Source organism: Candidatus Pantoea multigeneris, from assembly GCF_011752615.1.
Classification (GTDB): domain Bacteria; phylum Pseudomonadota; class Gammaproteobacteria; order Enterobacterales; family Enterobacteriaceae; genus Pantoea; species Pantoea multigeneris.
Genome location: NZ_VWXF01000001.1, coordinates 259,780 through 284,464, shown reverse-complemented (window position 1 = coordinate 284,464; position 24,685 = coordinate 259,780). Strand labels below are relative to the sequence as shown.

Here is a 24,685-nt window from a genome sequence, read left to right as displayed (position 1 = left end):
GGGGAAAATATGGCTACCTACTCATTTATGGACGTAAATGCGTCCCTGACCGGGCCGACCGGTATTATCGATCTCGGGTATGGATCTGCCAACGCGGATGAAGGTATCACCGTGACGATGGCGGAGAACAAAAACAACATGGCCATTGGGGCAGATGGCGAAGGCCAGCACAGCCTGATCGCCGGGAAGTCCGGTACCGTCACCATTAACCTGCTGAAAACCTCCCCGGTGAATAAAAAACTGTCGCTGATGTACAACGCGCAAACCCTGTCTTCAGCTCTGTGGGGTAACAACGTGATTGTGATCAACAACTCAGCCTCTGGCGATCTGGTAACGGCCCGGTCATGTGCGTTCCAGAAACACCCGGATTACAACAACCCAAAAGTGGCCGGCATCGTCGCCTGGGTATTTGATGTCATCAAAATCGATCAGGTTCTTGGGGAGTATTAACAGTGGAATTTGAACTGAAAGGGGTGCAGTACCGCACCGCAAAGCTGAGCGTTTTTGATCAGCTGAAAGTCACGCGTAAGCTGCTGCCGGTACTGGCCGGGCTGATGTCCGATTTTCAGAGCATCAGAGACGGCGCGCGCCTTACCGCTGAAGATCCGCAGTCCGCAGAGAAGGTCTACACGCTGCTGGAATCGCTGCTGCCGAAGATTGCCGACGTGCTGTCGGGTTTCAGCGAAGAAGACACGAACGCCATCATTCATACCTGCCTCGCGCGCGTGGCGCGCCAGCATGGCCGGGGCTGGTCACCCGTGTTTTCTCAGGGCGAGCTGATGTTTGATGACATCGACCTGATGAGCATGCTGCAGATGGTGGGCCGCGTGGTAGGCGACAGCCTGGGAAATTTTTTGCCCGCAGCCCCCGCCAACGAGACGCAGCCCCCGCCAGCGGGTTAATGCTGGAGTCACTGCCAGACGGCGAAGACTTTCTGATGCGCCCGGTGGATGCCGGGTATATCAGCTACGACAAGCTGATTGATGGCACGGTTGACCTGGCGGACGTGGCACGAATGAATGACTGGCTGGATTTAAAGGCCGATAACGAAGCGCGGATCAGACGATGGGAGCAGGAAAATGAACGCTGATACCATTAAAGACTTCATGATCTCGCTGGGATTCCAGGTAGATGGTGCTGGCGCGAAGAAGTTTGAATCCGTCATTCTGGGCGCAACACTGAATGTGGTTAAGCTGGGCAGCGCAGTGGAGGCGACAGCGCTCTCTGTTGTCGCCTTCACGGCAAAGATTGCCAGCGGACTGGATAACCTCTACTGGGCCGGTCAACGTAGCGGCGCAACCGTAGCGGGTATTCAGGCTCTGGGCTACGCCGCGTCTCAGACCGGCTCAAGCGTAGAGGCGGCGCGCAGCTCACTGGAAGGACTGGCGCGTTTCGTACGTAACAGCCCCGGTGCAGAAGGTTTCCTGAACCGCCTGGGGGTTCAGACGCGTGATGCCAGCGGCCGCATGCGTGATATGTCCTCGATTTTCTCAGGTGTAGGCCAGCAGCTCAGCAAAATGCCTTACTACCGGGCAAACCAGTATGCGCAAATGCTGGGCATTGATGAAAACACGCTGATGGCAATGCGGCGGGGCATGGGGCAATTCAGCGGCCAGTATACGCAAATGGCTCAGGCCATCGGTTACAACGCTGATGCGGCGGCGGTAAGCTCGAACAAATTTATGACTTCGCTGCGCTCGTTCGGCCAAATGGCGGGGATGGCGCGGGATAAAATCGGTTCAAGCCTTGCGAATGGGCTGTCCGGCTCCATCGATAACCTGCGAAAGCAAATCATCGATAACTTCCCGAAGATTGAACAAACCATCACTGCGGGCGTTAAGGGAATTTTGTGGCTGGCGGATGCGATTAGCCGACTGGTCTACCGGCTATTTGAAGCGGCACAAGATATTCAGACCTGGTGGCGAGGACTGGATAGCAGTACGCAAAAACTCATCGCCACGGTTGGCGGCCTTGTCGTTGCCTGGCGAATACTGAACAGCGCCTTTCTTGCCTCTCCTTTAGGGATCGTGACTCTGCTTATTGGCTCGCTGGCCCTCCTTTACGACGATTACAAAACGTGGAAAGAGGGCGGTAAGTCACTTATTGACTGGAGCACCTGGGAACCGGGTATTAACGCCGCTAAGGGCGCGCTGGACTGGTTCACCGATAAACTCAATAAGCTTAACAACGGCACGCTGGACTGGAAAGCTACGCTGAAATCCCTGTCTGATTTCATGAAAGGTGACTGGTCGCAGGTCATTAACGAGGCCATCAATTACGTTAACAGTAAATTCAATGGTTTCTTCTCCGACTTCGGCAAAAAGCTGGCTAACAGCCCGTTCTGGCACCTGCTGGAAAAAGCCCACATTATGTCGGCGAAAGATACCACCGATATGCTGAGCCTTTTTAATGGTACGCCGGACACTCCTGATCAGCACGCACAGTCGGTTAAAAGACCTCAACCCACCCAGGCCGGTGCTGCATTGCTGGGCTGGATGCAACCTAAGTTCGCCCAGCTTGAGGCGCTTTATCACCTTCCGGTTGGCGTACTTCGCGGCATGGCTATTACCGAGTCGGGGGGCAATCAGTTTGCAGTTGGACCAAAAACTAAATACGGTCAGGCCAAGGGGATGTTCCAGCTCATTGATGGTACTGCCAGAGATTTGGGGTTGCGTGGCAATGACGTTTTCGATCCTGCTAAATCGGCAGAGGCAGCTGCGCGTTATCTCAGCCAGTTGTTGAAAGCGAACGGCGGCAACCTGTCGAAAGCGCTGGCCTCATATAACTGGGGGCTGGGAAACGTACAGCGCTATGGCATGGGGTTGATGCCGAGGGAAACGCGGGAATACCTGCCTAAAGTGTTGAGCAATATGCCAGGCGCTACGGGTGGGGCATCCATCAGTCAGGAAACCAACATTCACATTCATGGCGTTAATGATCCGCGCCAGGCAGCGCAGGCAATAGCGGATAAACAGACTTCGGTTAATGCTCGCCTGGCGCAGTCAGCAACTACAGGGCCGCGCTGATGGATATCGTTTCAACGCTGTTAAAACTGAGCACCCGCAAAATCGGCGTTGTGGTGCCGGACGTGGTGATTTCAGAGAAGCACAGTGACCTGCTGGAGATTACTGAGCATCCGGTTGAAAAGGGTGCACCGGTTGCCGATCACGCTTTTAAACGGCCTTCTGAGGTGGTGATGGAGGTCGGGTTCTCCGGAGGTGGTTCGCTGCTGGATTTACTGGACACGTCGTCAGTAGGTTTGAGCCTGGGCCTTAGTCCGAAAGAGGTTTACCAGCAGTTGCTTGATATACAGACCAGCCGCATTCCTTTTGATGTGGTGACGGGTAAGCGGAAGTATTCAAATATGCTGATCCGTGAGCTGTCTGTTGTCACGGATAAAACCACCGAAAATGTGCTCTCCGCAACGCTCAGTCTGAGGCAGGTCATTATCACCAGCACTCAGACAACCACTGTGGCTGATAAGGCTGACATGACCCAAGGAGCCAGCACCTCAGCCGTACAGAGCGCAGGCACAAAATCCACTGCGCCTGTCAGCAATCAGTCACTGTTATCTAAGCTGAAATCATATTTTTAGGAGGATGAGTGGACTACAGCGAGATTCTTCTTTCAGCAGATAATCAGAAATTCAGCGTAGCGATCGGAGGCGTAACTTACGTTATGCGGCTGCTCTGGCGCGACAATGCCGGATGGATTATGGATTTAATGGATGGCAGTGAAACCGCAATTGTTAGCGGAATTCCACTGATTACCGGCCTGAACCTGCTGGCGCAATACAGCTATCTCAATCTGGGATTTGGGCTCATCGTGTTGTGTGATGATGACAGCCAGGAATACCCGACTAAAACAGACCTCGGCACAGGCAGTCATCTGTATGTCGTCACGGAGTAATTATGTCTCAGAACTGGATGCGGCATTTTGAACTGCAACTCATCAGCGATAGCGGAAAAATAATCAGTTTCAGTGATTTTAAGGTCACGTTTGAAATCGAGTGGACCGATACCCGCTGGCCGCGCGTAGGCCTGGTAAAAATTTACAACCTGTCAAAAGACACCGCCACTCAGATTCTGGGGAAAGAGTTTAACAGGATTAAAATCATTGCCGGGTACGATGGCTTGCCGCAAACGGTGGATTCCAGCCAGCTTAACAAGGCAACCGAAATTGATGAGTCCCAGATAGGACATGTAAACGGCACCAACTTCGGCGAGATATTTAGCGGGGATGTTCGCTTTACTATTGAGGGGCGGGATAACCCTACGGACACGTGGGTGCTCATTCAGGCCATTGACGGGCATCAGGCATTTCTTTACGCCTCGGTCACCAAAACTATTGCTGCGGGCTATACGGTTGCTGATGTGCATGCCGCATGCGTAAAAAGCTGTAGTCCTTTTAGGATAACCCAAGGCGTTACGGGTGATATGCCAGTTACCGTATTCCCCAGAGGAAGAGTGCTTTATCAGTCTACCCGGGATGTGATGGATAATGTCGCGGCACAATGCGGCGCTACCTGGCAGTTAATTGGTGGTCAACTCCAGCTACTACCGACAGATAAGTATCTGGGAACGGCAATTGTGCTCAACAGTGACACCGGGCTGATCGGCATGCCGCAACAGACGATGAGCGCGGGTGTGAATGTGCGTTGCCTGATTAACCCTAATATTCGGGTAAACGGGCTAGTGCAGATAGACGAAACATCGGTTTATCGCGCCAGCCTGTCCTCTGATGAGGTGAAGGCACTGCCTGGACGCACCAGTGAAACTGATGCGAACGGTAATCTGACAGTGAATGGTACGCTGCAACAGCCAGCGAGTATCGCTGCTGATGGGGTGTATATTGTTAAATCAATCTCCTATACTGGCGATACACGGGGCCAGCCGTGGTACATGGATTTGATGTGCTTCGCGCGCGGATCGGCTGATCTACTCAATGCCTCAGCTAAAAACAGGACTGTTTAATGCGAAAGATCATGGTTTTTTTGGGGCTGTTTATTCTTACTTCGCAATGCTTCGCAGTAACAATATGCGGCCCATTTACTTTGTCATCTGGCCCCAATGATGGCTGGTTTCGTATAAATGGTGAGAAGCCTGATACGCAAAAAGTCACCTTCTTAAAACGGAAGGAGGGCTATGACAACATTCAAGTTCAATGGATGCTCCCGCGCTCTGATGCGCCTGGCTGGCTTGGTCTCGATTACGTAAAACGTAACGGAAAAGCCGTTCTTAATGTTGAGGCTATCCGTAGCAATATGGATCAGCCACGGGTGTTTGGTTCGTTTGATTGTAAAAAGGTTTAATCTCAACTTTTAAGGAGAAATGATGTTAGATAAAACCAAGCTGATTACAGGGCTATTTGTGGCAAGTATTAGTATTGGGAATGCTTATGCTACGCCAAGAGGTGGTTCTGCTGCATATTTCCTCAGCGAAATCTGCATGAAATATGAAAATCCTGCCTACCAGGGAGACCCTGTTAAAGCAGTAAAAGAGAGCCCAGAATATGAAGCTTGGCCTTTTAAGGAAAACCTCGATCTAGCAGAGGATGCATTCAACAAGCTTAATAAGTCAGAAAAATCAGAGTGCAGTAAATATCAAGATGATAAGTTTTACTCTCTTACTAAAAAAGAAAAATAATTGAACCCGCTTCGGCGGGTTTTTTTATGCCCGGAGGAAACATGGCAGTAACCCCGCAATCCCTTGCTGGCGGCGAGCAGGAGACGCTGAAAAGCATTATCGGCTCAGCGCTTGCCGCGATCCGCGTTGCAATGCCAGGCATCATCCAGTCATTCGATCCGGGTGACGACAGCACCCCGCCTACCTGTACCGTTCAGCCAGCCATTAAAGGGCAGGTTAGTGATGACCAGGGTAACTACACGTCTGCACCGTTGCCACTACTGGTCGATGTGCCTGTGGTATTTCAGCGCGGTGGGGGTTGCTCCCTGACGTTCCCGATCAGCGAGGGCGATGAGTGCCTGCTGGTGTTTAGCGACCGCTGCATTGATTTCTGGTGGCAAAGTGGCGGCGTGCAGGAAGCGGTGGATGACCGCATGCACGACCTGTCGGACGCTTTCGCCATTGTCGGGCTGCAGTCTGGCGCGACGAAAATCGGCGGTATCAGTACCACTGCTGTCGAGCTTCGCAGCGATGACGGCGAAACAAAGCTGAGCCTGTCACCGGGTGACGGCACCATTAGCGGCACGGCACCGGGTGGCTTTAACCTGAACGGACTGAAAATCCTCAGCGATGGTCGCCTGCAGCTGGTTGACGGCTCTATTGTTGATAAGCACAACCATGGCGGCGTGCAGTATGGCGGCAGTAACACAGCGCCGCTGGGAGGCTGATATGCGGTACCGGCGCGAAGATGCTGATGGCGACTACACATTTGGTCAGGGCGATAACACCTGGCTGATTAACTCACCCGAGTGTGTCGCCCAGGCGGTGAAAACGCGATTTGAACTCTGGTACGGCCAGTGGTTTCTCGATACCACGGCTGGCACTCCCTGGATTCAGTCTGTGCTAGGCAAACAAAGCCCGGAAACTTACAGCCTGGCTATCCGCCAGCACATACTCGAAACGCAGGGCGTGAATGCCGTGACAGCCTTCGATACCAGCAAAAACACATCTACCCGCCGCGTCACGTTTACGGCAACGATCGACACCATTTACGGAACGACGACGGTCAGCAGCGAGGCTTAAATGGCTCTTAACCTTGATACGCTGGGGCTTGCCGCAACGGTAACCGCCTCAGGCATAAGTGCGCCTGACTACCAGACGGTCCTGAGTACCCTCACCGGATTTTTCCAGCAGATTTATGGCACGGACGCTTACCTTGAGCCGGACAGTAAGGATGGTCAGATGGTGGCGCTGGTGGCACTTGCCATCAACGATGCCAACAATACGGCGGTTACCGTGTATAACTCGTTTTCTCCGTCCACCGCGCAAAGTGATGCCCTGACGCGAAACGTCAAAATTAACGGCATTACCCGCAACGGGGCCACGAACTCAACGGTTGACCTGGTGCTGAGCGGTACGGCGGGAACCACTATCACTAACGGCTCGGTGAAAGATGCAAACGGCATCATCTGGAACCTGCCAGCAAGCGTGACGATTGACACTGGCGGTTCAGTGATTGCTACAGCAACCTGCGCCAACTCTGGTACGGTGGCGGCGGTGATCGGCTCTGTTAACCAAATCAACACGCCAACGCGGGGATGGACATCAGTCACGAACGCCAGTACCGCAACAGTCGGCACCGCAGTGGAAACCGACTCCGCACTGCGCATCCGTCAGGGGCAGAGCGTGGCGCTGCCTTCGCTAACTCCGTTCGATGCTGTTGATGGTGCACTGGAAAACGTTGATGGCGTGACGCGGCATAAGCTGTATGAGAACGATACCGGCTCAGCTGATTCCAATGGCCTGCCAGCACACTCACTTTCAGCAATTGTCGATGGCGGTGATGCAACAGTCATTGCCCAGACCATTCGCGGCAAAAAAGGGCAGGGTGTGGCCACATATGGCACCACCTCAGTGACGGTACCGGATACATACGGCAACCCTCATGCGATTAATTTTTACCGCTCAACCGATGTGCCAATTTATATCGCGCTTTCTCTGAAAGTTTTCACTGGTTACACCACGCAGATTGGGGAGCAGATCAAGCAGGCCATCGCTGACTACATCAACAGCCTTCTGATTGGTGATGATGTGCTTCTGAGCCGGGTTTACTCACCGGCAAACCTCGGGGTAGTCAGCGGGGGTAATGCGAAATATTACGACATTTCGTTACTTCAGATTGGCAAAAGCGCGGGTGCTGTAGCGGCGGCGAACGTAGTTATCGCATTCAATGAATCAGCATCATGCAGCACCGCTAATATCGCGCTGACGGTGACATCATGAGTAAGTACACTGAACTCATCACCAACTACCACGCTGGAAAACCGAAGTTTGTAGCCCACGTTGACCTCTCCACCCGTCCACTTATCGACGCTTCGACATCGCTGCAAAGCCTTATTACTGCATTCGACATCGACAGCGCGGTGGGCGTGCAGCTGGACGTGCTAGGCGAATGGATTGGCCGGACTCGCATTGTCAGCCAGCCAATCGCGGGCGTTTATTTCTCTTTCGATACGGACGGGCTGGGCTGGGATCAGGGGGGGTGGCAGGGGCCATATGACCCGGACGCAGGCTACACCAGCCTGAGTGACGACACCTACCGCATTGTCCTGAAAGCGAAGATAGCGATTAACAACTGGAACGGACAAAACGATACGCTGCCGCCAATTCTGGAAACCGCACTGGAAGGCTCAGGCCTGAAAATGCAGATCGTCGATAACCAGGATATGACAATTTCTGTCTGGGTTTTCCCCGAAGTAGATATCAGCCAGGTTTCTCTCGAACTACTGGCCGCCATCAGGCAGGGATATTTAACCGTCAAAGCCGCTGGCGTCTGGGTTGGCGATATTCAAACCCCCTCAAGAAACCCCATCTGTGGGGAACCGCTTCTTTGGGTTCGACATGGATAACGAATATATCGCCGGACTTGATGAAGGCGCATGGGAGAAAAAACTTTAATGGCAACTAATAACTTCAAACCGTTTTCAACTGGTATTAACGCTAACGTAATTGCTCAGGCAGATTATGAGGCTCTGGACGCTCTGATAAATGGATTCCAGGCGGGTAAGGCATCATCGGCTCAGATTAATAAAGCATTACGCCAGTCAACCTTTGTAGCGGCGGCGCTGGCTCAGTTTCTTGTTAATAAAAATGGCACTGACGTATTAGATAACGGTGATCTGAATGGGTTTGTGACTCTGCTGGGAAATACATTTGCTAAAACTTACCTTTCACGATCCAATCCCTTTGCCGATATTAAAGCAGATGGTACGGCGGCAGTAACTGCTGCGCTGGCAAATCTGGGGCTGGATCTTGCCTTGGGTGCAAAAGCCGCATTGGGCGGATCAGCTACACAAACATTTCTGGTTCAATCAGCCTCATCAAATACCAATGCAGCAGTTCCAGTGTCTCTGCTTAATAGCGGGCTGGCTTCAAAGGCAGCGCTAGCAGGAAGTTCTGGTCAGGATTTTGCTGTAGCAGGGGGAACCGCATCAAACAGTGCAGTGGCATACAATCAGTTCACATCCGGCACCAATGGAAATGGGGCATGGACTAAACTGCCAGGAGGTGGGCAGTGGTGTCGCCAAAACCTTACTCTTGCTGCCAATGCCACAACCACTTGGACATTTCCGGCGAGTTTTGTAGCTGCGCCGGCCGTATTCATCACGGCGATCAACGGCGCGTTTCAGTGCTGGTTGAATGGCATCGGACCAAGCAACTGCGGAATCTATAACAACGGCTCATCCCTGAACGTAAACCTCCTGGCAGTGTGGTAATTGAAAATGACAGATGAAAACATTGAAGTTCAGGCAACAGAAGAGATTGCACCTTTTTCTATTCGATATTTTATTCAGACTGACAGCGATGGTTACGTCACCGGAATGATGGTAGCGGTGAGCAAACAGGAGTCGGAGGGTTATGTTTCTGCACAACTTCAGGAAGTGAGTGAAGATGTCTTCAAGTCGATTGGGCAGGACTCAAAATATGTCGATGGTAAGGTGGTTCAGGGCGAGCCTAAGCCCGTACAACTTACTGCGGACAACGCGAAAGCTATCAAGTCTGCTTTACTGGCAGAAGCTAATACCAATACCCAGCCATGGCAAACTCAATTGATGCTGGGGATTATCAGTGACTCCGACAAGGATTCATTAATAACTTGGATGAAATATTACCAGGCTGTTCAAGCTATAGATATCAGTAAAGCACCGGAAATTATTTGGCCGGTACATCCCTAGATGATAATTTAGCGCAGAAAAACTGCGCTAAAGCATTAAAAATCTGTTGTAGATTTCAACATTGCAGAGCCTGTACTTATTATCACACAGTTTTCAACGCACTGATTCGGGGTGTCAATTGTGGGTTTATAAGGAATTTCAAATGAAAAGCCTTTTTTATTCTTCAAATATAAAACCATTCCCCATGGAGCCCATTCATTGGCTAATGAAATGTTTCCGAATTCATCTGTTCGCTGCACGTTTGAAAATGCATTATAAGTGGGGTTTGTAATGTCTATCATTACTTTCCCTGAGTAATTCTTACTAACTTTATTTGATAACTCTGCTGCCAGTGACTGAAGCTCTGAGCGTTGTGGTATAACGAATCCACGGACAATATTGTAAGAGCAACTGGCAGCTATGACAGTTACCAATCCCAAGATGAACGTAAATCTGTAGCGTGGGAATAAATCAGCTAAAGAAAGAAGACCGACTATAAATATTGAGCTGACAACAATTGTTAGCCCAGGCATAGTTCTCCATGTCGCCCATGACTCACTAACAATCAAACTAAGGCTAAAACTTCCTATACCAAACATTGCGACAAGCAGCAGTTTCCATCCACCATTACTCAAACGGAAGACAAAAAATAAACCAGTTATCGTCACTATGATGCTAATAGCCAGATACCATACGGAAAGGGTTATGTCATAGTTGGACAAGGCAATTCTCATTGGTTCTATAACAAACCACTTAGCCTTCCCAATAAGATCATGAGTCAATGCCGCGCGCTGGAATGTCTCGCCATACATCATCAGTGGAATGATTTTGGTCATGACAGCACTACTTAGAACCCCGCAAGCAGTCAGGGCAAAAGAAAGAATGCATTTTTTTATGTCAATTGTTTTATTTGATAGACAAATATCAATAAATGCGAATGCTAGAAGCGCCATTCCTGCAGGCTGATAGATGGCGAACGAAGCTGAAATCAGTGCTAAGGATGCAAGAACTCTGACTACGTAACGATATCTATTGCTGGAAAAGCAATCGTATGACATCAATGATAACCATGTCGCCATTACGTACACAGAGCAAGTAGCCCACGAGGTGTAAACCTGAAACGTGGGCAGCATACTTAGAGATGTTGCCAACAAAACTCGCTTTACATCTGAATCCAGAACTTCTCTTCTTTTCAAAAAAGTAAAAAGATGCACGGAAAATCCTGCAGCGCAAACTGCAGAGAAAGCGCGGAGATAAGCTAGGTCAACAAGATCAACGTTAACTTTGTAAGCCATCAACCGAAGATAGGCAAACAACGGTCTGCCAGACATTATGTCCCACTTGAATGTGTCGCAAAAACCAGCCATCACTTGCCCAAGCAAAGCATAATCATCATTGAATGCATAGTTAAATAAGTATGCCGGTGAGAAAGCGAGCAAGACTATCGTAAAAACTATTACATGCAGCTTGTGTTGCTTCCTTATCTCTTTATCCATTTTTACTTCCTACTTTTAACTAAGTATCTTGGTCTTTGTTTGGTTTCTATGTAAATCCTTCCAATGTATTCACCGAGAACACCTATTCCAATCAACTGTACGCCACCTAGAAATAGTATTGAAACTATAATTGAAGGGTATCCATCAACTGGGTTGCCAAATATCATGGTGTCGATAATCATGTATGCGCCATAGAAAAATGATAACGTTGCAACAACTAACCCTATATAGCTCCACATCCTCAGCGGGAAAGTCGAAAACGATGTTATCCCTTCAAGTGCGAGATTCCACAATTTCCAACCATTGAATTTAGAAACTCCCGCTACGCGTTCTGCACGCGAATACTCAACCACTTCAACCTGCCCGCCGACCCAGGATAATATTCCCTTCATGAAAAGATTACGTTCAGGTATTAGCTTAATGTTGTCTACAATCTCCCTGGACATCAGTCTGAAGTCACCAACATTTTCTTCAATTTTTGGGGAGCTGATTTTATTGTGCAGCTGATAGAACCACTCAGCAGTTTTTCTCTTCAGGTGAGTATCTGTACTGCGATCAGTGCGTTTTGCTAACACAACATCAGCGCCTTGTATCCATTTCTCGACTAGCTTAGGAATTACACTGATTGGGTCCTGAAGGTCTACATCAATAGGGATTACGGCCTCACCAGTAGCGTGCTCAAGACCGGCAAACAGAGCTAGCTCTTTGCCAAAGTTACGCGTGAAAGATATCGAGATCACTTGAGGGTCGGAAACGCATAGCGCATTAATGATACCCTCCGTTCCATCTTTACTGCCATCATTAATGAAGACTATCTCAACATCAAATTTTTTCAGTTCCTTACGTACTGCCTGATAGAAAATAGGCACCGCCTCCTCTTCATTGAAGACAGGAACAACCAGTGAGATTTTCATTTATTTTTTCTTTCCCTGAAAACAATGTATTTAGAATAGATAAATCCGCAAATAAAACTTATCGCTGAAAACACGACGAGTGTCGCTACGGGTGAGACTTTTAGTCGATCGGCATACGAACCGATCATGACTGCTACAATTCCCATGAACAAAACATACATCAAATAGCGTATTGTTGTGGCCTCAGAACTGAAAGTCCATTTTGCATTAGCAAAGAACGAGAATGTAACGGCTACGCAAAATGCGATGAAATTAGACAGCGATTGTGGCTGTCCATGCTCCACAAGTATAGCGAAGGTAATCCAGTGGATAGCTGTATTCATTACGCCGATGGTGGCGTATCGAGCAAATATTTTTGCCATGAGTTTTCTCTTAAAAAGTTACGTCTGATTCTGGCATCACTGAGAGGCATTATCAAGGATTGCCATCAAACCAATTGATAACTTTCTCCGAACAATAGTACTGAATGTATGCACAGTATCTATCTAAGGGTTAATTAAAAGGGCACCCCCTCTACAGCACGGGACTACGACGAGTCTCGTCTCGACCTGAACGAGCTGTGTATGTCCAACCGTAACAGCACATTCCGCATCGATACGGCTACGGGATTTATGCTGGTTGATAGCGTGACCAGAATTAAGCCTGGCGATTTAGTCGCGTTCCAGTGGGAAGGAAACCCTATGCTCGGAAAATGGTACCCGAAGCACCTGATGACGGAAGACGGCGAAGCGATAGAGGGTGAAGCGCTGGAAGAGGTGATCGTGTTGGGGAAGATTGTTTGTGAGATTCTTACGCTGGAGCGAAACGAAGGGCCAGTATGAGCCTGGCTTCTGAGTATTAATAAAAGCCTTGTAGCACATTGTGTCATTATTTATGTTGAGTATTTACTCAAAGCGTCTACTGTAAGGTTTCAGCCTTGTTAACATAAGCTTAAAAATGAAAGAAGTTAGAGCATACAGGACGCAAATGATTGGATGCGCTATAGGGTCAGCGGTCTTACAGCTCGCAGGTAGAGGTATTTATGTCAGCAATGAAAATATTCTCTATGAACTTGAAAGGATTGCCGCTGAATCGAAAGACTTGCAGATGAAAGCATTTACCTTAGATGCCGCAAAAATTCTGCGTAAAGCATGCAAGATTATCAATAATTAGGTCGTCACTTATAGCTAATGCCCGGACAGAACCGGGCCTAGTGGTTAGTCGGATGTTGAATCAGGTTTCTTCTTCCTGCCACCCTTACGGCCAGCCTCCGCTGCGCGTGCAGGATCATTTTTGAAGTTTCCTCCACTCATCGCGCCGCCTTTCTTGCCAGCCTCTCTTGCTCTATCCGTATCCTCAGCAAAATTTCCTTTTCCACCACGTCTTGTGGTCATAAGTAATACCTCAGTTGTGTGCCTAGGGAAAAACTAGGTTTTAGACAGTAGGAGTATGATTTTCTTTGAAAAAAAATGCCCGGAGACAGCCGGGCAGTAACATGAAATATCAACGGAGAGATAAGCAACACCTACAGCTGAGTTAACTATAGATGAGATTGTATAAAGGGGCGCATTTTTTGAGTCGAAAGTGATACGCATCCAGTCTATGTACTAGAGATGGCACAGCTATAGAAGTTGAGGTTCAGGAAAAGGTGATTGTGCCAGGGAGATTGTTTGTGGGCTTTTTACATAAGATAATGTGGAAAGGGGAGTTTAAGTCCGAAAAAATCCCGAATACGATCCGAATTTCAAAGTAACTGATTGATCTTAAAAGCCTGTATTGATAACTATTGGCACCATCAAAACATGCTGTTTTCTCAGTTAACTTGATGATATTAATCGGAAATATCGTCATGGGTTGTAAACAGGAATCGTATTCGGTCTTTTTTTAATATGTTGATTTTTATGGTTATTTTTTGTGTGGTAACGAAATTTCCCGAAATTCTTATATTCGGTCTATACCATCACATACTCCTGCCCGGTGAAAGGATTACGCCAGTAGTAAATCGGTCAAGATTTTCTGAATGTCAGATTCCCTGGCAGAGTGCGTAAGGCTTAGATCGCCAACTGCGGCGGTACTGCGCAGTCCATTAGCGCGGAGTTCCTTGCGGTGCCAGTGACTGCCAAAAACGTTGTTCCAGTCGTTGCGTCCACCAGCACACTGGATGCACTTAAAGCCGGCTTCGAAAAGAGGTTGCGTGGATGCTGCACGGTATTGAGGTATTCGGTGAAACTGCTGTGGTGGATTTGGTGGCACGGCGTAATCGGTATCGTTAGAATTAAGGCGTAATGTAATATACGCCTTAATTCCTTTGGTTAGTTTATTATTTTAACTAATCTATATTTAATATTGATAATCAACCCTTGCTTAGGATGGTTTTGAATATATTTCATCTTCGATACGGATTGTAATGCTGATTCCTTGAAGTAACCTTTAGGCCATTCCTGGATGACTGCAACATTATAAGTTTTTCCACTTGCATCAACATCATATTTTACTTTTACAATTCCAGTTAATCTCTTTTGGTATGCCTGCGATGGGTATAAAGGTTTAGGAGCATAGACAAGACCTTCGGAAGGATTACCAGTAGACTGAAGTGGTGCTGAACATCCTGAAATTAATAATATCAAACCTGCAATAACCACTCTCATATGTAATCCCTTAGCGATAAATGTGATATGCAAGTGCATGGTAATGAAAGTCGTTATCATTTGCAAATGATAGTTTTAGACTATGTATAATTAACAAAGGAAGAAATTAAAAAATGACAGACACTAATAAATTAATTAGCGCTGGGTTTACTCTTCAACCTCGAGTATATAATTACCCATCTCAGAATATTTGGTTGTGGGATATTACAAGCACAGCGGTTGGGGATAATGCATCAGCATCATTTACAACGAAAGCTGTTAGAGCTTCCGCCTAATTGAAGTGTTTGCTCGTAATCAGGATGAAGCGCTCAAGATGGTGGAGTAGCACAATATCATTTACGGCAGATCTAATCCTGTTTGCCAGACGTTCGGGGACATCCTTAGTATCAACTGATGGGGGAACGAGCATGTATGGTGTAATAACGCAGATTAAAGCGGTACAAGGACAGCGAAATGCCTTGATTGCGATTCTTCAGGAAAATCAACAGGGAATGGCGGGTTGCCATAGCTACCTCATCTCCAGGGATCTTGCTGATTCCGATAGCCTGTGGATATATGAAGTCTGGGACTCGAAGGCCGCGCATGTGTCATCTTTGCAACTGCTTGCGGTACAGGATGCCATCGCCAGAGCACGTCCTGTGATAGGCGGTTTAGGTCACAGGTTTGAAACTGAACCCGTATAATAAATCTGTATATAAAAAGTAAAACTTCAACAGGATCATGACTTTGCTCCTGTTAAAGGGGCTCTATTATAACGAGTCATGCCACATCAACGCGAAATATTCCGCGCTGATAATCATAGAGATATTAAACTGTTAGCTTGCTAATGATAACAATGGCAATTAATGTTAAAACTGACTCGGAAAAATCTGAGATGATTATCTCGCCCCTTCAAGAGCTAAGCCATTACGAGTGCCGGAGATAAGCGCCGGGTGGGGCGCATGCTTTTTTCACTGCTATTTATGAATATAAACGGCAGCGTTAACCCTAAGCTATATCCATTGCTTTACTAACCAGATCTTTTTGGCAGTATGCCTCTGTTATCTTTTTGCTATACAAATAATCTTCATCACCGTCTCTCATCTTGAATTCAGAAACATACATGCACCGGCCAGTTACCTTTGAAAGTGATTCCGCGCCAACAAATAAAATGAGTGATGCGGTGTCCATTTCAAGGTTCTCCTCTTCTTCATTAGCAACTCCCCGTTCACCATGCTTTGTCATTTCAACGCGTCGAGGTACTTGCTCTTCATGCATCTAGCTATGGAGAAGGTGGGATCGGCAGAGACCGCTGGCGTCTCAGTGAGCGGAAATTTCTCCTGCACCACTGCACCAGGTTAGAAAAGCAGCACAAAATCGGCCGACAGGTACAACCTATCTCAGCAACAAGCACAACCCGCTGGCGGTTTCTGTTTGCCAGGAAAATAATAAGCTTATGACTACATATCGTATCCGCGTTGGTTTCCATAACCCCTCAGCGTTAACACTGCGCCAGCTTGATGATCATCTGGCTGAACATCGCTTTTGTAAAACCCGCGAGCGAGACGCTACTTTTCGCTACTTCCTTGAGTATGAGTATCACGCACCCGATGCCGACTACTGTACGGTATGTTCCCTGGCCTATAACGAGGCTTGCAAGGTGCGTAAGTGTCCATTGGTACTGGTGGAGGAAAAGGCTGACAACTGAGTCGCGAAAACTCTCCCCACATCAAAACAGCCCGCTTTCTAAGACACACTCTGACATATCCTGGTATGTACACACATTCCCTCTTTCCCTGTCGTCATGACGTTAAAATCTGATTTTTAAGATCATTTAGAAATAAAAAGTTAATTTTATATTCTCTAAAAATCAATCCGCGGCTGGTGTTTTCTATTTTTCCTTCGGAGTAATCTTAAAAGAATGTAAAAAACAGGGTGATTATGTTTAAAAATAATTCTTTATGTTTGATAATGTTTTGTCTGTTAATTTTGCCAAAATTGAAAAAGAACCAGCATTGGGTAGAATGATGCTGCTGATGGAGCAGGGTGGTTACAGGTAAGGGATTATTGGGGATTGTAGCGATCTCCCAAGGGCGGTAGCGTGCCAAAACGATCGTAACCAGTTGTTTTCGATCGTTTGTTTCCCCATTCCTTATTTAGTCTGTCGAAAGAACTATTGGCTGTTTACTTAACAATCATTCGATAGGCTTTAAAATCACCTGAATACAAAATTTAAGTTTAGCTGTTACGCGAACAGCTAACTGATCAGTTTGATTAAAGTTATGTAGGCTTTTCTTAGCCTTAACTTTCTACTGACTGTAAATTTATGTATAGCTTACGGTGCGTTATGAAAACGTCTCTGGTTGTTGGAGCACATTCAGTGCGCCAAAACAGCATATCTGGCCGCAATGCCACGAAATGATGCTGAGACTAAGAGAAATCTGGCGTATTTCGAACCACCCAAAACTGCTGCCATCTCCTACCCTTTGTCATTAAAACCACACAGTTCACTCCTGATCGGGGAATGATGCTGTTATCTGCATAGCATTGAATGGAAAGTAAAAATCATGACGATTAAACAAAAACTCCCTCTGTTGTTTTCCCTGCTTTGTGTTCTGGTGGTTGCCGGATGTAAAGCACCCCCTCCGCCGTTAACGGATGACTCCATTGTGAGCAGCACCGTTGATGGCGTCACGTTGAGCTACCGCCACGCCATCACACCGCCTGCCCAGTTTGAACCCGTTAACAAACCCTATCGTGCGCTATACGACGCCTCAGTCATGAGCAAACCTGGTTTTAACGGCAACCTGGTTAAACACCTGGAAAACGGTCAGGGCTACACCGTGTTAGGGACCGTTGAAAATAACTGGTTTGCGATTGCCGAAGGTGACAGCGATCAGCTGGTCGGCTATGTGCCGCTGCGAGCTGGTGTTGCTGCCGATCGTTATGACGCGACGGTACGAGCGGATTCACGTCGTGTACGTCGTGCCCCTGCGAAGAAAACCTGTGTCTCCGTGGACGGTGACAGCAAAGCGTGTCGCAACAGCAACAACGGTACCTGGATTCTTAACTAAAGTACGGCAGGGATGAACGATGACGACGAAAACGCCTTTATCGCGCTTTATCAGCTGGATGCTGATTCCTCTCGCGCTCATCCTGCTGGCAGGGTGTGGTGCTACCTCCTCAGAGACGGCTTCCCGCTATCAGCTGAAATTTCAGGCGCATCCACAAATTAACGACAGCGCACCTTTGAAGGTGCGCGTTTTGCTACTGAAATCCGATGCGAACTTCATGTCGGCCGATTTTTACTCGCTGCAAAACAAACCTGACGCTGTGCTGGGCAATGACTTGCTCAACGCCGATCAGTTCTTCCTGATGCCCGGTCAACTCAACAAACTCCTGCGCGGGCAGACCCAGCCTGGCGCGCGCTATATCGGCATCATGGCGGAATATCAAACTCTTGATGGCAAAAAATGGCGCCTGTCTCTGCCGTTGCCCGATCCTTCACAGGGCAGTACCTGGAAATTCTGGCAGAGCAACAGCGGTGAGCTGAACGCAGAGATCATCGCCGACATCAGCGGCATACGTACCCTCAGCCCGCAAAACTAAATCAACAAACGGATATCAGAAATGTCGAAAACAGCCAGGGTTGTATGGACGGAAGGCATGTTTCTTCGTCCACACCATTTCCAACAGGCCGAAAATTACCAGTTAAACCAGCAGCGTATCCGGGGCGAGGCGCAGCATAGCTGGAACTATGGTTTCTACACGCTGAAATTTGATCAAGAGCAGTTAAAACGCGGCACGCTGGCACTGGACACCGTCTGCGGCGTCTTTCCTGACGGTACGCTGTTCTCATTAGAACGAGGCCAGGCGGCACCCGCCCCCGTGGTTATCGCGCCGCAACATCTTGGTCAACAGTTGGTTCTGGCACTGCCCGCGCAGCGTGGTGGGCGAGATGAGGTGATCTTCAGCGAACAAAAAGAGTCGCTGGCACGATACGTAAGCTTTGAGCAAGAAGTGGCCGATCATAATGAAATGTCCCTTGGCGATGCGACAGTGCAGTTCGGTCAGTTGCGTATGCGCATCATGTTAGAAAGCGAGTTGACGGCGGAGTGGGTCTCCCTGCCGCTCGCCAAAGTCACGGACGTGACAAAAGAGAAGCATCTTGTCTTCCATGGCGAATATATCCCGCCCTGCCTGCATCAAGGCGCGGTTGAAAAGCTCCATGACTTCGTCAACAACTTGCTGAAGCTGATGGCAGCGCGCAATGAAGCGATTGCCTTCAAGCTGCGTGAAGCGGGCCGTATGACCAACAACGATACGCTGGATTTCATGCTGTTGGCCTTTATGAATCGTGCCAGGGCGGAGTTCACGCACCTGGCCGAGCGCAAAAAGCTCCATCCTGAGGTGGTTTACGGCTATTTATGCGGGCTGGCTGGGGAGCTGATGACCTGGAGCGAAAGCCGTCTGTTAAAAAGCGGATTGCTGCCTCCGTACAATCACGACGATCTGGCGGGTTGTTTTGGCCGCGTCGCATGGTTACTGCAACAACAGCTTTCTCAGGTTATCGAGCAAGATGCCTTGGCGATTGAGCTTGATAATCGCTCGCATGGATTGTACAGCGGCTACATTCCAGACAGCCCAGCCATCCGCAAGGGCAATTTTGTGCTGGGGGTAAAATCTAGCCAACCCAATGCCAACCTGGCAACGCAGTTTCCGGCGCGCAGCAAAGTGGCTTCGGTGCACAAAATTCGCGATCTGGTGCAGTTACAGCTGCCGGGAATCGCACTGCATGTAATGCCAAGTTCTCCACCGCAAATCCCATGGAACGCCGGGTACACCTATTTCCAGCTGGAACAGGGCGGCGACTTGTGGGATGACCTGGAACAAACCGGAGCAATTGCACTGCACCTTGCAGGGCAAAATGGCGATCTGGAAATTCAGCTCTGGTCGATTCGCGCAACTTCAGCCTGATTCAACGGACATTTTCATCATGCAGGAACACGTTTATCACGGCAGCGACGCCGTATCCTCTTCGCAATGGCAGGATAACTCTCTGCTGGCTGCTGCTAACCCGCTGCTGAATGCGATCCCGCAAATTCGTCACTCGGTGGAGCACGCTTCGCCGGATGCGCTGCGACAGAAACTGATCGCTGAGATCCAGCGTTTTGAAGTGCGCAGCCAACAGGCCGGGCACGCCTATGAAACCATTATCGGCGCGCGCTACTGTTTGTGTACGGCTCTGGATGAGGCGGCAGCATTAACGCCGTGGGGCGGCAATAATGTCTGGCCCGCCAGCGGGTTGCTGGTGACCTTTCATAATGAGACCTGGGGAGGGGAGAAGTTTTTCCAGCTGTTGGCAAAACTGTCGCAAAAGCCGCGCGATCATCTGTTCCTGCTGGAGTTGATCTACTTCTGTCTGATGTTGGGCTTTGAAGGGCGTTATCGCGTTGTCGACAATGGCCGTACCCAGCTTGAAACCATCCGCCAGCGCCTGCAGCAAATGATCGCTTCTGTGCGTGGCTCTTACGCTGCGCCTTTATCGCCACACTGTTTCGATCAGGCAACGCAACGCACCCTATGGCGGCCCAGCATTCCGCTCTGGGCATGGGGAGCGGTGAGTGGATTGGTTGGCTGCCTGCTCTTTATTGGATTCAACTGGCGTCTTGGTGATGCCACCACCCCGGTGCTGGCTTCGGTGTATCAGAGCAGTGTGCCGCAGGTCACTATCAGTAATCGTGCCGCTCCTGCACCTGCCGCGCTCGATTTGAAGCGCTTCCTGCAACCTGAAATCGCGCAGGGGCTGGTTGCCGTTAAAGATGAAGCCGATCGCAGTGTTGTCACCTTGAAAGGGGATGGGCTATTCGCTTCTGGAGCCACCACGGTACGCGGTAACTATCAGCCCGTTATTCAGAGAATCGCCAGTGCCATGAACGGCGTCAACGGACGGATCGTGGTGGCCGGGTATAGCGACAATGTGCCGATTCGCAGTGCGCGTTTTGCTTCAAACTATGAGCTCTCTCTTGAGCGAGCGCAGTCCGTGCAGCAATTGTTACAGCAGTATTTGCAGCAGCCACAACGTGTGAAAGCGGAAGGGCGCGGCGATGCGAATCCTCTGGTGCCAAATAACTCAGCGGCCAACCGCGCTCGCAACCGCCGTGTTGAAATTACACTGCTGGTTGCTCCGGGGAACACGCAGGCGCAACTCAACGGACTGTCGCAAGGAAATTAACGGATGCTTAACGTGCTATTTGCCATCCTCTCCAGCCGGGTGCTGTGGGGTTTTATTGGTATCACCGCTCTCTCTTTTATTATCTGGGTGATCGGTCCGGTGTTTTCCATTAGCGATGCCAGACCGCTGGAGCCGGAAACCAACCGTCAGGTCAGTATTCTTTTGCTGTATGTCGTATGGGGGCTGGGGCAGTTAATCCCACGTCTGCATGCTGCGTGGGTCAACCGTAAAATGGTTGATACCCTGGCGCAGCACAAAGAAGAGGCGATAGACAGCAGCAAACGCCTGACGGATGAAGAGCAGCAACTGAATGAGCGTTTCAACGAAGCCTCTCAACTGCTGAAAAAAGCCCACTTTGATAACGCCTCTGGCCGTAAAAAGCCTTTCTGGCTGCGCCGTTTCAGCCGTCAGTACCTTTATCAGTTGCCATGGTATGTGATTATCGGTGCGCCGGGTGCAGGTAAAACCACTGCGCTGGTGAACTCAGGCCTGCATTTCCCTCTCGCCAGCCATTTTGGCAAGAACGCGCTGCGTGGCATTGGTGGTACGCGAAACTGTGACTGGTGGTTCACCAATGAAGCGGTGCTGCTGGATACTGCGGGCCGCTACACCACCCAGGAGAGCCAGCGAGAGCGTGATGCCAGCGAATGGGGGAAATTCATCTCACTGCTGAAGAAATTCCGTGCTCGCCAGCCGATTAACGGGGCGATCATCACCATCAGCGTACAAGATCTGCTAACACAGAGCCCTGAGCAGCGCCAGCAACAGGCCAGTGCCTTGCGCCAGCGCTTGCTCGAACTGTATGAACAGCTGGGCATTCGCTTCCCGGTGTATGTTCTGGTGACCAAAACTGACCTGCTACAGGGCTTCACCGACTATTTCAGCCATTTTGATAAGTCACTGCGCGACCAGATCTGGGGCTTCACCTTCCCCTGGGAGCAGGTCAAGCAGGGGCAATTTGATTTGGCGCTGGCCTTTGAGCAGGAGTACGCGCTGTTGCAACAGCGTCTGGATGCCGGCTTAAGTGATGTCATGATCGGTGAGCGTGATAACAAAGCGCGCGCCGGAAGTTACCTGTTCCCGCAGGAGTTCATGGCGCTGCGGCCGTTGCTGCGTGATTACCTGTTGCAGGTCTTTGCCCGTTCAGGTTTCGAAACCCCGCTAGCCACCCGAGGCATCTACTTTGCCAGCGGTACCCAGGAAGGGCAGCCGTTTGACAAAGTCATGGGTGAACTGAATCGCGCATTGAATCTGCCATCGCGCGTTACTCAAGAGGGCGATGCGGTACCGCCGGTTAAAGGTCAAAGCTTCTTCCTGCGTGATCTGCTGGAAAAAGTGGTGTTTGAGGAGTCCAGCCTGGCGGGGAGTAATCGCTGGTGGGAACTGCGTAACCGGGTAATTCACTGGTCCGGTTATCTGGTGATGAGTGCGGTGCTTATTATCGCCACTGTCCTCTGGTACACCAGCTACAGCCTTAATCGCAGCTATCTGAATGAAGTCTCTGCCCGGGTTCCACAGGTGAATCAACAAGGCAGCGCATTGCAGATGGGCCAGGCGCGCGATCTGTTTGCGCTGTTGCCTTATCTCAACGGTTTACTGCATCTGCCAGACAGCGCGGAGTTTGATATTCATCATCCGCCATTGACGCGCCGGATGGGACTGTATCGCGGCAACGAAGTGGCTGATGCAAGCAATGAGCTTTATCAGAAAGCGTTGAAGCAGTTACTGCTGCCGCAGGTGGCGCAACAGATCACTAACTGGTTGCGTAACGACAACGGCAGCGACGCTGATTACAGCTATGAGGCACTGAAGGCTTATCAAATGCTGTATCAGCCTAAACACTATGACGGCAAGTTCCTGCAAACCTGGGTGATGCTCAACCTGCAACGCAATTTACCGCAGGACGTGACCCGTGAGCAGTTGGGTCAGCTTGAGTGGCACCTGACGCAACTGCTTGAAACCCAGATTCAGTCATCACCTTATGCCAAAGATGATGCCTTGATCGGGCGTGAGCAGGCGATGGTCGCGAGGATGCCGCTCGCTGAGCGCGTGTATGGCCGCATGAAACGGCTCATGGAGCATGACAACAGCTTGCAACCTGTCTCGCTGGCCGCGTTGGGGGGCGCGCAAAGCGACCTGGTGTTTAGCCGTAAAAGCGGTAAATCACTTAACGATGGTGTACCTGGCCTGTTTACTCCGGCGGGCTACTGGGGAAAGTTCACAGCGCAGATCGACAGCGTCTCTGACGGTCTGCACAGTGAGGATCGTTGGGTGCTAGGAAGCGCAACCCAGGATGGCGATAAAACCCAGACGCGCAGTGCGGTACGTCAGCTCTACATTGATGACTATATTCGCCAGTGGGACGCGCTGCTCAGCGATCTACAACTGAATAATATTGGCAATTTAGCGCAACGGGTGAACAGCGCTCGTTTGCTGTCGGGAAATACTTCCCCGTTGCGTACTTTGGTGACGAATCTCAGCCCGTATCTTCAGTTAGCCAAGGCAGAACCCGTCAGTAAAACTGACGCGAGCAGCAAGCCGGATAGCAGCGCCAGTTCGACGTTGCGTTCACTGTTTAACAACAATAGCGCCGCAGTGCCGACTGCGGCAGCCTCTCCGGAACAGCAGGTGAATCAACATTTCTCCGCGCTGCTGGATCTCGCGCATCCTGTGGGACAAGGGAAGAGCATCGCCTTTGATGATTTTCTCAAACAGATTGACGATCTCTACCGCTATTTGACCGCCGTTCAGGATGCGGCGAACAGCGGCCTGCCTGCACCGGGGGGCGATGCCATTACCCGATTACAAGCAGGAGCGGGTCGTTTGCCGGGTTCACTGCAAGGCATGTTCTCTAGTCTCGCCGTGGGTGCCAGCGCCGATACGCAGCAGCGCGATATGGATAACGTACGTAAACGGATTGAAGTGGAAGTGGGTGGCTTTTGCCGCCAGGCCATCGCCGGACGTTATCCGCTGGTCAGAGGCGCGCGTAATGAGGTCACTCCGGACGATCTGGCGCGGATGTTTGCGCCAGGCAGCGGCCTGATGGACAGCTTCTTCCGCGATAATCTGGCTGGAAAAGTCGATACCACGCAAAGCCGCTGGCGCTTTACGCCGGGCATTGATGGCAAAACGTTACCTGGCGGTGAGGCGTTATTACGTCCCTTCCAACAGGCGCAAAATATCCGGGATGCTTTCTTTGCTAATGGTGCAACCACGCCGGCATTTCGTGTCACGGTGCGTACCGTGCGCATGGACAATGACATTCTTTCCATGACGTTGGATGTGGATGGTCAACTGTTGCGTTACAGCCATGGCCCGCAAGCCCAGCAGTTGATGAGCTGGCCTGGCAGCGGTGGCACCAGCCAGGTGCGTTTGTCCCTCGGGTTGGCTAACGGCACAACCTCAACGTTGGTGACCAACGGGGCCTGGGCGTTGAACCGCTTCTTTGATCGGGCGCAACTGGCTGCGGGCAGCAGTAGCCTCAGTCGGCTCGCGACTTTCACCGTGGATGGACATCATCTGACGCTGGAGTTCACGCCAAACAGCATCCGTAATCCATTCCAGCTTCCGGCCTTTGGCTGTCCTTGAGGAGAAGA

Annotated in this window: 29 protein-coding genes and 1 pseudogene; 24 read left to right on the top strand and 6 right to left on the bottom strand. The window is 50.0% G+C overall.

The features are described from left to right. Window positions 1-9 precede the first annotated feature (9 nt). The 15 genes and pseudogenes from F3J40_RS01335 (at window position 10) to F3J40_RS01265 (ending at window position 9,859) form a co-directional block, all read left to right on the top strand. On the top strand, window positions 10-450 hold the full coding sequence (locus F3J40_RS01335) for a phage structural protein (protein ID WP_167012180.1): 441 nt from the start codon (window positions 10-12) through the stop codon (window positions 448-450). A gap of 2 nt (window positions 451-452) precedes the next feature. Next, complete coding sequence (locus F3J40_RS01330; protein ID WP_167012179.1) at window positions 453-902, top strand: phage tail assembly chaperone; 450 nt, start codon at window positions 453-455, stop codon at window positions 900-902. Between the two features lie 35 nt (window positions 903-937). Further along, window positions 938-1,090, top strand: a complete 153-nt coding sequence (locus F3J40_RS01325) for a DUF6889 family protein (RefSeq protein WP_167012908.1) — start codon at window positions 938-940, stop codon at window positions 1,088-1,090. Further along, a complete protein-coding gene (locus F3J40_RS01320; RefSeq protein ID WP_167012177.1) occupies window positions 1,080-3,026 on the top strand; it encodes a lytic transglycosylase domain-containing protein in 1,947 nt (648 codons plus the stop codon). The genes F3J40_RS01325 and F3J40_RS01320 overlap by 11 nt, the downstream gene beginning before the upstream one ends. Then, entirely contained in the window at window positions 3,026-3,595 is a 570-nt protein-coding gene (locus F3J40_RS01315) for a phage baseplate protein (RefSeq protein ID WP_167012175.1), read from the top strand. The genes F3J40_RS01320 and F3J40_RS01315 overlap by 1 nt, the downstream gene beginning before the upstream one ends. Before the next feature lie 8 nt (window positions 3,596-3,603). Next, window positions 3,604-3,909 (top strand): phage baseplate plug family protein, encoded by a 306-nt coding sequence (locus F3J40_RS01310; protein ID WP_167012173.1) that lies wholly within the window; start codon window positions 3,604-3,606, stop codon window positions 3,907-3,909. A 2-nt stretch (window positions 3,910-3,911) separates the two neighbouring features. Next, window positions 3,912-4,973, top strand: coding sequence for a hypothetical protein (locus F3J40_RS01305; protein WP_167012171.1), 1,062 nt, complete (start codon window positions 3,912-3,914; stop codon window positions 4,971-4,973). Then, on the top strand, window positions 4,973-5,311 hold the full coding sequence (locus F3J40_RS01300; protein ID WP_167012169.1) for an STY1065/STY2022 family phage-derived protein: 339 nt from the start codon (window positions 4,973-4,975) through the stop codon (window positions 5,309-5,311). The genes F3J40_RS01305 and F3J40_RS01300 overlap by 1 nt, the downstream gene beginning before the upstream one ends. Window positions 5,312-5,330: 19 nt before the next feature. After that, complete coding sequence (locus F3J40_RS01295; protein ID WP_167012167.1) at window positions 5,331-5,645, top strand: hypothetical protein; 315 nt, start codon at window positions 5,331-5,333, stop codon at window positions 5,643-5,645. A gap of 41 nt (window positions 5,646-5,686) precedes the next feature. Continuing rightward, entirely contained in the window at window positions 5,687-6,352 is a 666-nt protein-coding gene (locus F3J40_RS01290) for a Gp138 family membrane-puncturing spike protein (RefSeq protein ID WP_167012165.1), read from the top strand. 1 nt (window position 6,353) lies between these two features. Beyond that, window positions 6,354-6,707, top strand: a complete 354-nt coding sequence (locus tag F3J40_RS01285) for a contractile injection system sheath initiator (protein WP_167012163.1) — start codon at window positions 6,354-6,356, stop codon at window positions 6,705-6,707. Next, window positions 6,708-7,907: a baseplate J/gp47 family protein gene (locus F3J40_RS01280; RefSeq protein WP_167012161.1), complete on the top strand. Its 1,200-nt coding sequence runs from the start codon at window positions 6,708-6,710 to the stop codon at window positions 7,905-7,907. Continuing rightward, window positions 7,904-8,582: pseudogene (locus tag F3J40_RS01275) on the top strand (DUF2612 domain-containing protein). The gene F3J40_RS01280 and the pseudogene F3J40_RS01275 overlap by 4 nt, the downstream one beginning before the upstream one ends. Continuing rightward, on the top strand, window positions 8,564-9,400 hold the full coding sequence (locus tag F3J40_RS24710) for a hypothetical protein (protein ID WP_205297160.1): 837 nt from the start codon (window positions 8,564-8,566) through the stop codon (window positions 9,398-9,400). Before F3J40_RS01275 ends, F3J40_RS24710 begins: the two are co-directional and overlap by 19 nt. Before the next feature lie 6 nt (window positions 9,401-9,406). Next, entirely contained in the window at window positions 9,407-9,859 is a 453-nt protein-coding gene (locus F3J40_RS01265; protein ID WP_167012159.1) for a tail fiber assembly protein, read from the top strand. A gap of 35 nt (window positions 9,860-9,894) precedes the next feature. Here the strand turns inward: F3J40_RS01265 and F3J40_RS01260 are convergent, their stop codons facing one another. From F3J40_RS01260 to F3J40_RS01250, 3 genes are read right to left on the bottom strand one after another with little or no spacing between them, the layout of a single operon-like run. Beyond that, window positions 9,895-11,334, bottom strand: coding sequence for a hypothetical protein (locus F3J40_RS01260; protein WP_167012157.1), 1,440 nt, complete (start codon window positions 11,332-11,334; stop codon window positions 9,895-9,897). A 2-nt stretch (window positions 11,335-11,336) separates the two neighbouring features. Then, window positions 11,337-12,248: a glycosyltransferase family 2 protein gene (locus F3J40_RS01255; RefSeq protein ID WP_167012155.1), complete on the bottom strand. Its 912-nt coding sequence runs from the start codon at window positions 12,246-12,248 to the stop codon at window positions 11,337-11,339. Then, window positions 12,245-12,610, bottom strand: coding sequence for a GtrA family protein (locus tag F3J40_RS01250; protein WP_167012153.1), 366 nt, complete (start codon window positions 12,608-12,610; stop codon window positions 12,245-12,247). The genes F3J40_RS01255 and F3J40_RS01250 overlap by 4 nt, the downstream gene beginning before the upstream one ends. Window positions 12,611-12,811: 201 nt before the next feature. Here F3J40_RS01250 and F3J40_RS01245 point away from each other — a divergent pair, with 201 nt between their 5' ends. Together F3J40_RS01245 and F3J40_RS01240 are read left to right on the top strand one after the other, a co-directional pair. Beyond that, entirely contained in the window at window positions 12,812-13,069 is a 258-nt protein-coding gene (locus tag F3J40_RS01245; RefSeq protein ID WP_167012151.1) for a phage repressor protein, read from the top strand. A gap of 115 nt (window positions 13,070-13,184) precedes the next feature. Next, window positions 13,185-13,400, top strand: a complete 216-nt coding sequence (locus tag F3J40_RS01240) for a hypothetical protein (protein ID WP_167012149.1) — start codon at window positions 13,185-13,187, stop codon at window positions 13,398-13,400. A 44-nt stretch (window positions 13,401-13,444) separates the two neighbouring features. Here F3J40_RS01240 and F3J40_RS01235 read toward each other — a convergent pair whose 3' ends face one another. Beyond that, window positions 13,445-13,621: a con-10 family general stress protein gene (locus F3J40_RS01235; RefSeq protein WP_167012147.1), complete on the bottom strand. Its 177-nt coding sequence runs from the start codon at window positions 13,619-13,621 to the stop codon at window positions 13,445-13,447. A 918-nt stretch (window positions 13,622-14,539) separates the two neighbouring features. Then, entirely contained in the window at window positions 14,540-14,875 is a 336-nt protein-coding gene (locus F3J40_RS01230; RefSeq protein ID WP_167012145.1) for a TonB family protein, read from the bottom strand. 407 nt (window positions 14,876-15,282) lie between these two features. On the opposite strand from F3J40_RS01230, the gene F3J40_RS01225 reads away from it, so the two are divergent. Then, on the top strand, window positions 15,283-15,558 hold the full coding sequence (locus F3J40_RS01225) for a putative quinol monooxygenase (RefSeq protein ID WP_167012143.1): 276 nt from the start codon (window positions 15,283-15,285) through the stop codon (window positions 15,556-15,558). Between the two features lie 304 nt (window positions 15,559-15,862). On the opposite strand, the gene F3J40_RS01220 is transcribed toward F3J40_RS01225, so the two are convergent. Further along, window positions 15,863-16,099, bottom strand: a complete 237-nt coding sequence (locus tag F3J40_RS01220; RefSeq protein ID WP_167012141.1) for a hypothetical protein — start codon at window positions 16,097-16,099, stop codon at window positions 15,863-15,865. Window positions 16,100-16,310: 211 nt separating this feature from the next. Here F3J40_RS01220 and F3J40_RS01215 point away from each other — a divergent pair, with 211 nt between their 5' ends. The 6 genes from F3J40_RS01215 (at window position 16,311) to tssM (ending at window position 24,677) form a co-directional block, all read left to right on the top strand. Further along, entirely contained in the window at window positions 16,311-16,562 is a 252-nt protein-coding gene (locus F3J40_RS01215) for a hypothetical protein (RefSeq protein WP_167012139.1), read from the top strand. Window positions 16,563-17,421: 859 nt separating this feature from the next. Further along, window positions 17,422-17,928 carry an SH3 domain-containing protein gene (locus tag F3J40_RS01210; RefSeq protein WP_167012137.1) on the top strand — a complete coding sequence of 169 codons (507 nt, stop codon included), beginning with the start codon at window positions 17,422-17,424 and terminating at the stop codon, window positions 17,926-17,928. Between the two features lie 19 nt (window positions 17,929-17,947). Further along, window positions 17,948-18,463, top strand: coding sequence for a type VI secretion system lipoprotein TssJ (gene tssJ / locus F3J40_RS01205; RefSeq protein WP_240155260.1), 516 nt, complete (start codon window positions 17,948-17,950; stop codon window positions 18,461-18,463). A 21-nt stretch (window positions 18,464-18,484) separates the two neighbouring features. After that, window positions 18,485-19,831, top strand: a complete 1,347-nt coding sequence (gene tssK, locus F3J40_RS01200) for a type VI secretion system baseplate subunit TssK (protein ID WP_167012135.1) — start codon at window positions 18,485-18,487, stop codon at window positions 19,829-19,831. A gap of 19 nt (window positions 19,832-19,850) precedes the next feature. Continuing rightward, on the top strand, window positions 19,851-21,089 hold the full coding sequence (locus F3J40_RS01195) for a DotU family type VI secretion system protein (RefSeq protein WP_167012906.1): 1,239 nt from the start codon (window positions 19,851-19,853) through the stop codon (window positions 21,087-21,089). Between the two features lie 3 nt (window positions 21,090-21,092). Then, window positions 21,093-24,677 carry a type VI secretion system membrane subunit TssM gene (gene tssM, locus F3J40_RS01190; RefSeq protein ID WP_167012133.1) on the top strand — a complete coding sequence of 1,195 codons (3,585 nt, stop codon included), beginning with the start codon at window positions 21,093-21,095 and terminating at the stop codon, window positions 24,675-24,677. Window positions 24,678-24,685: the final 8 nt, after the last annotated feature.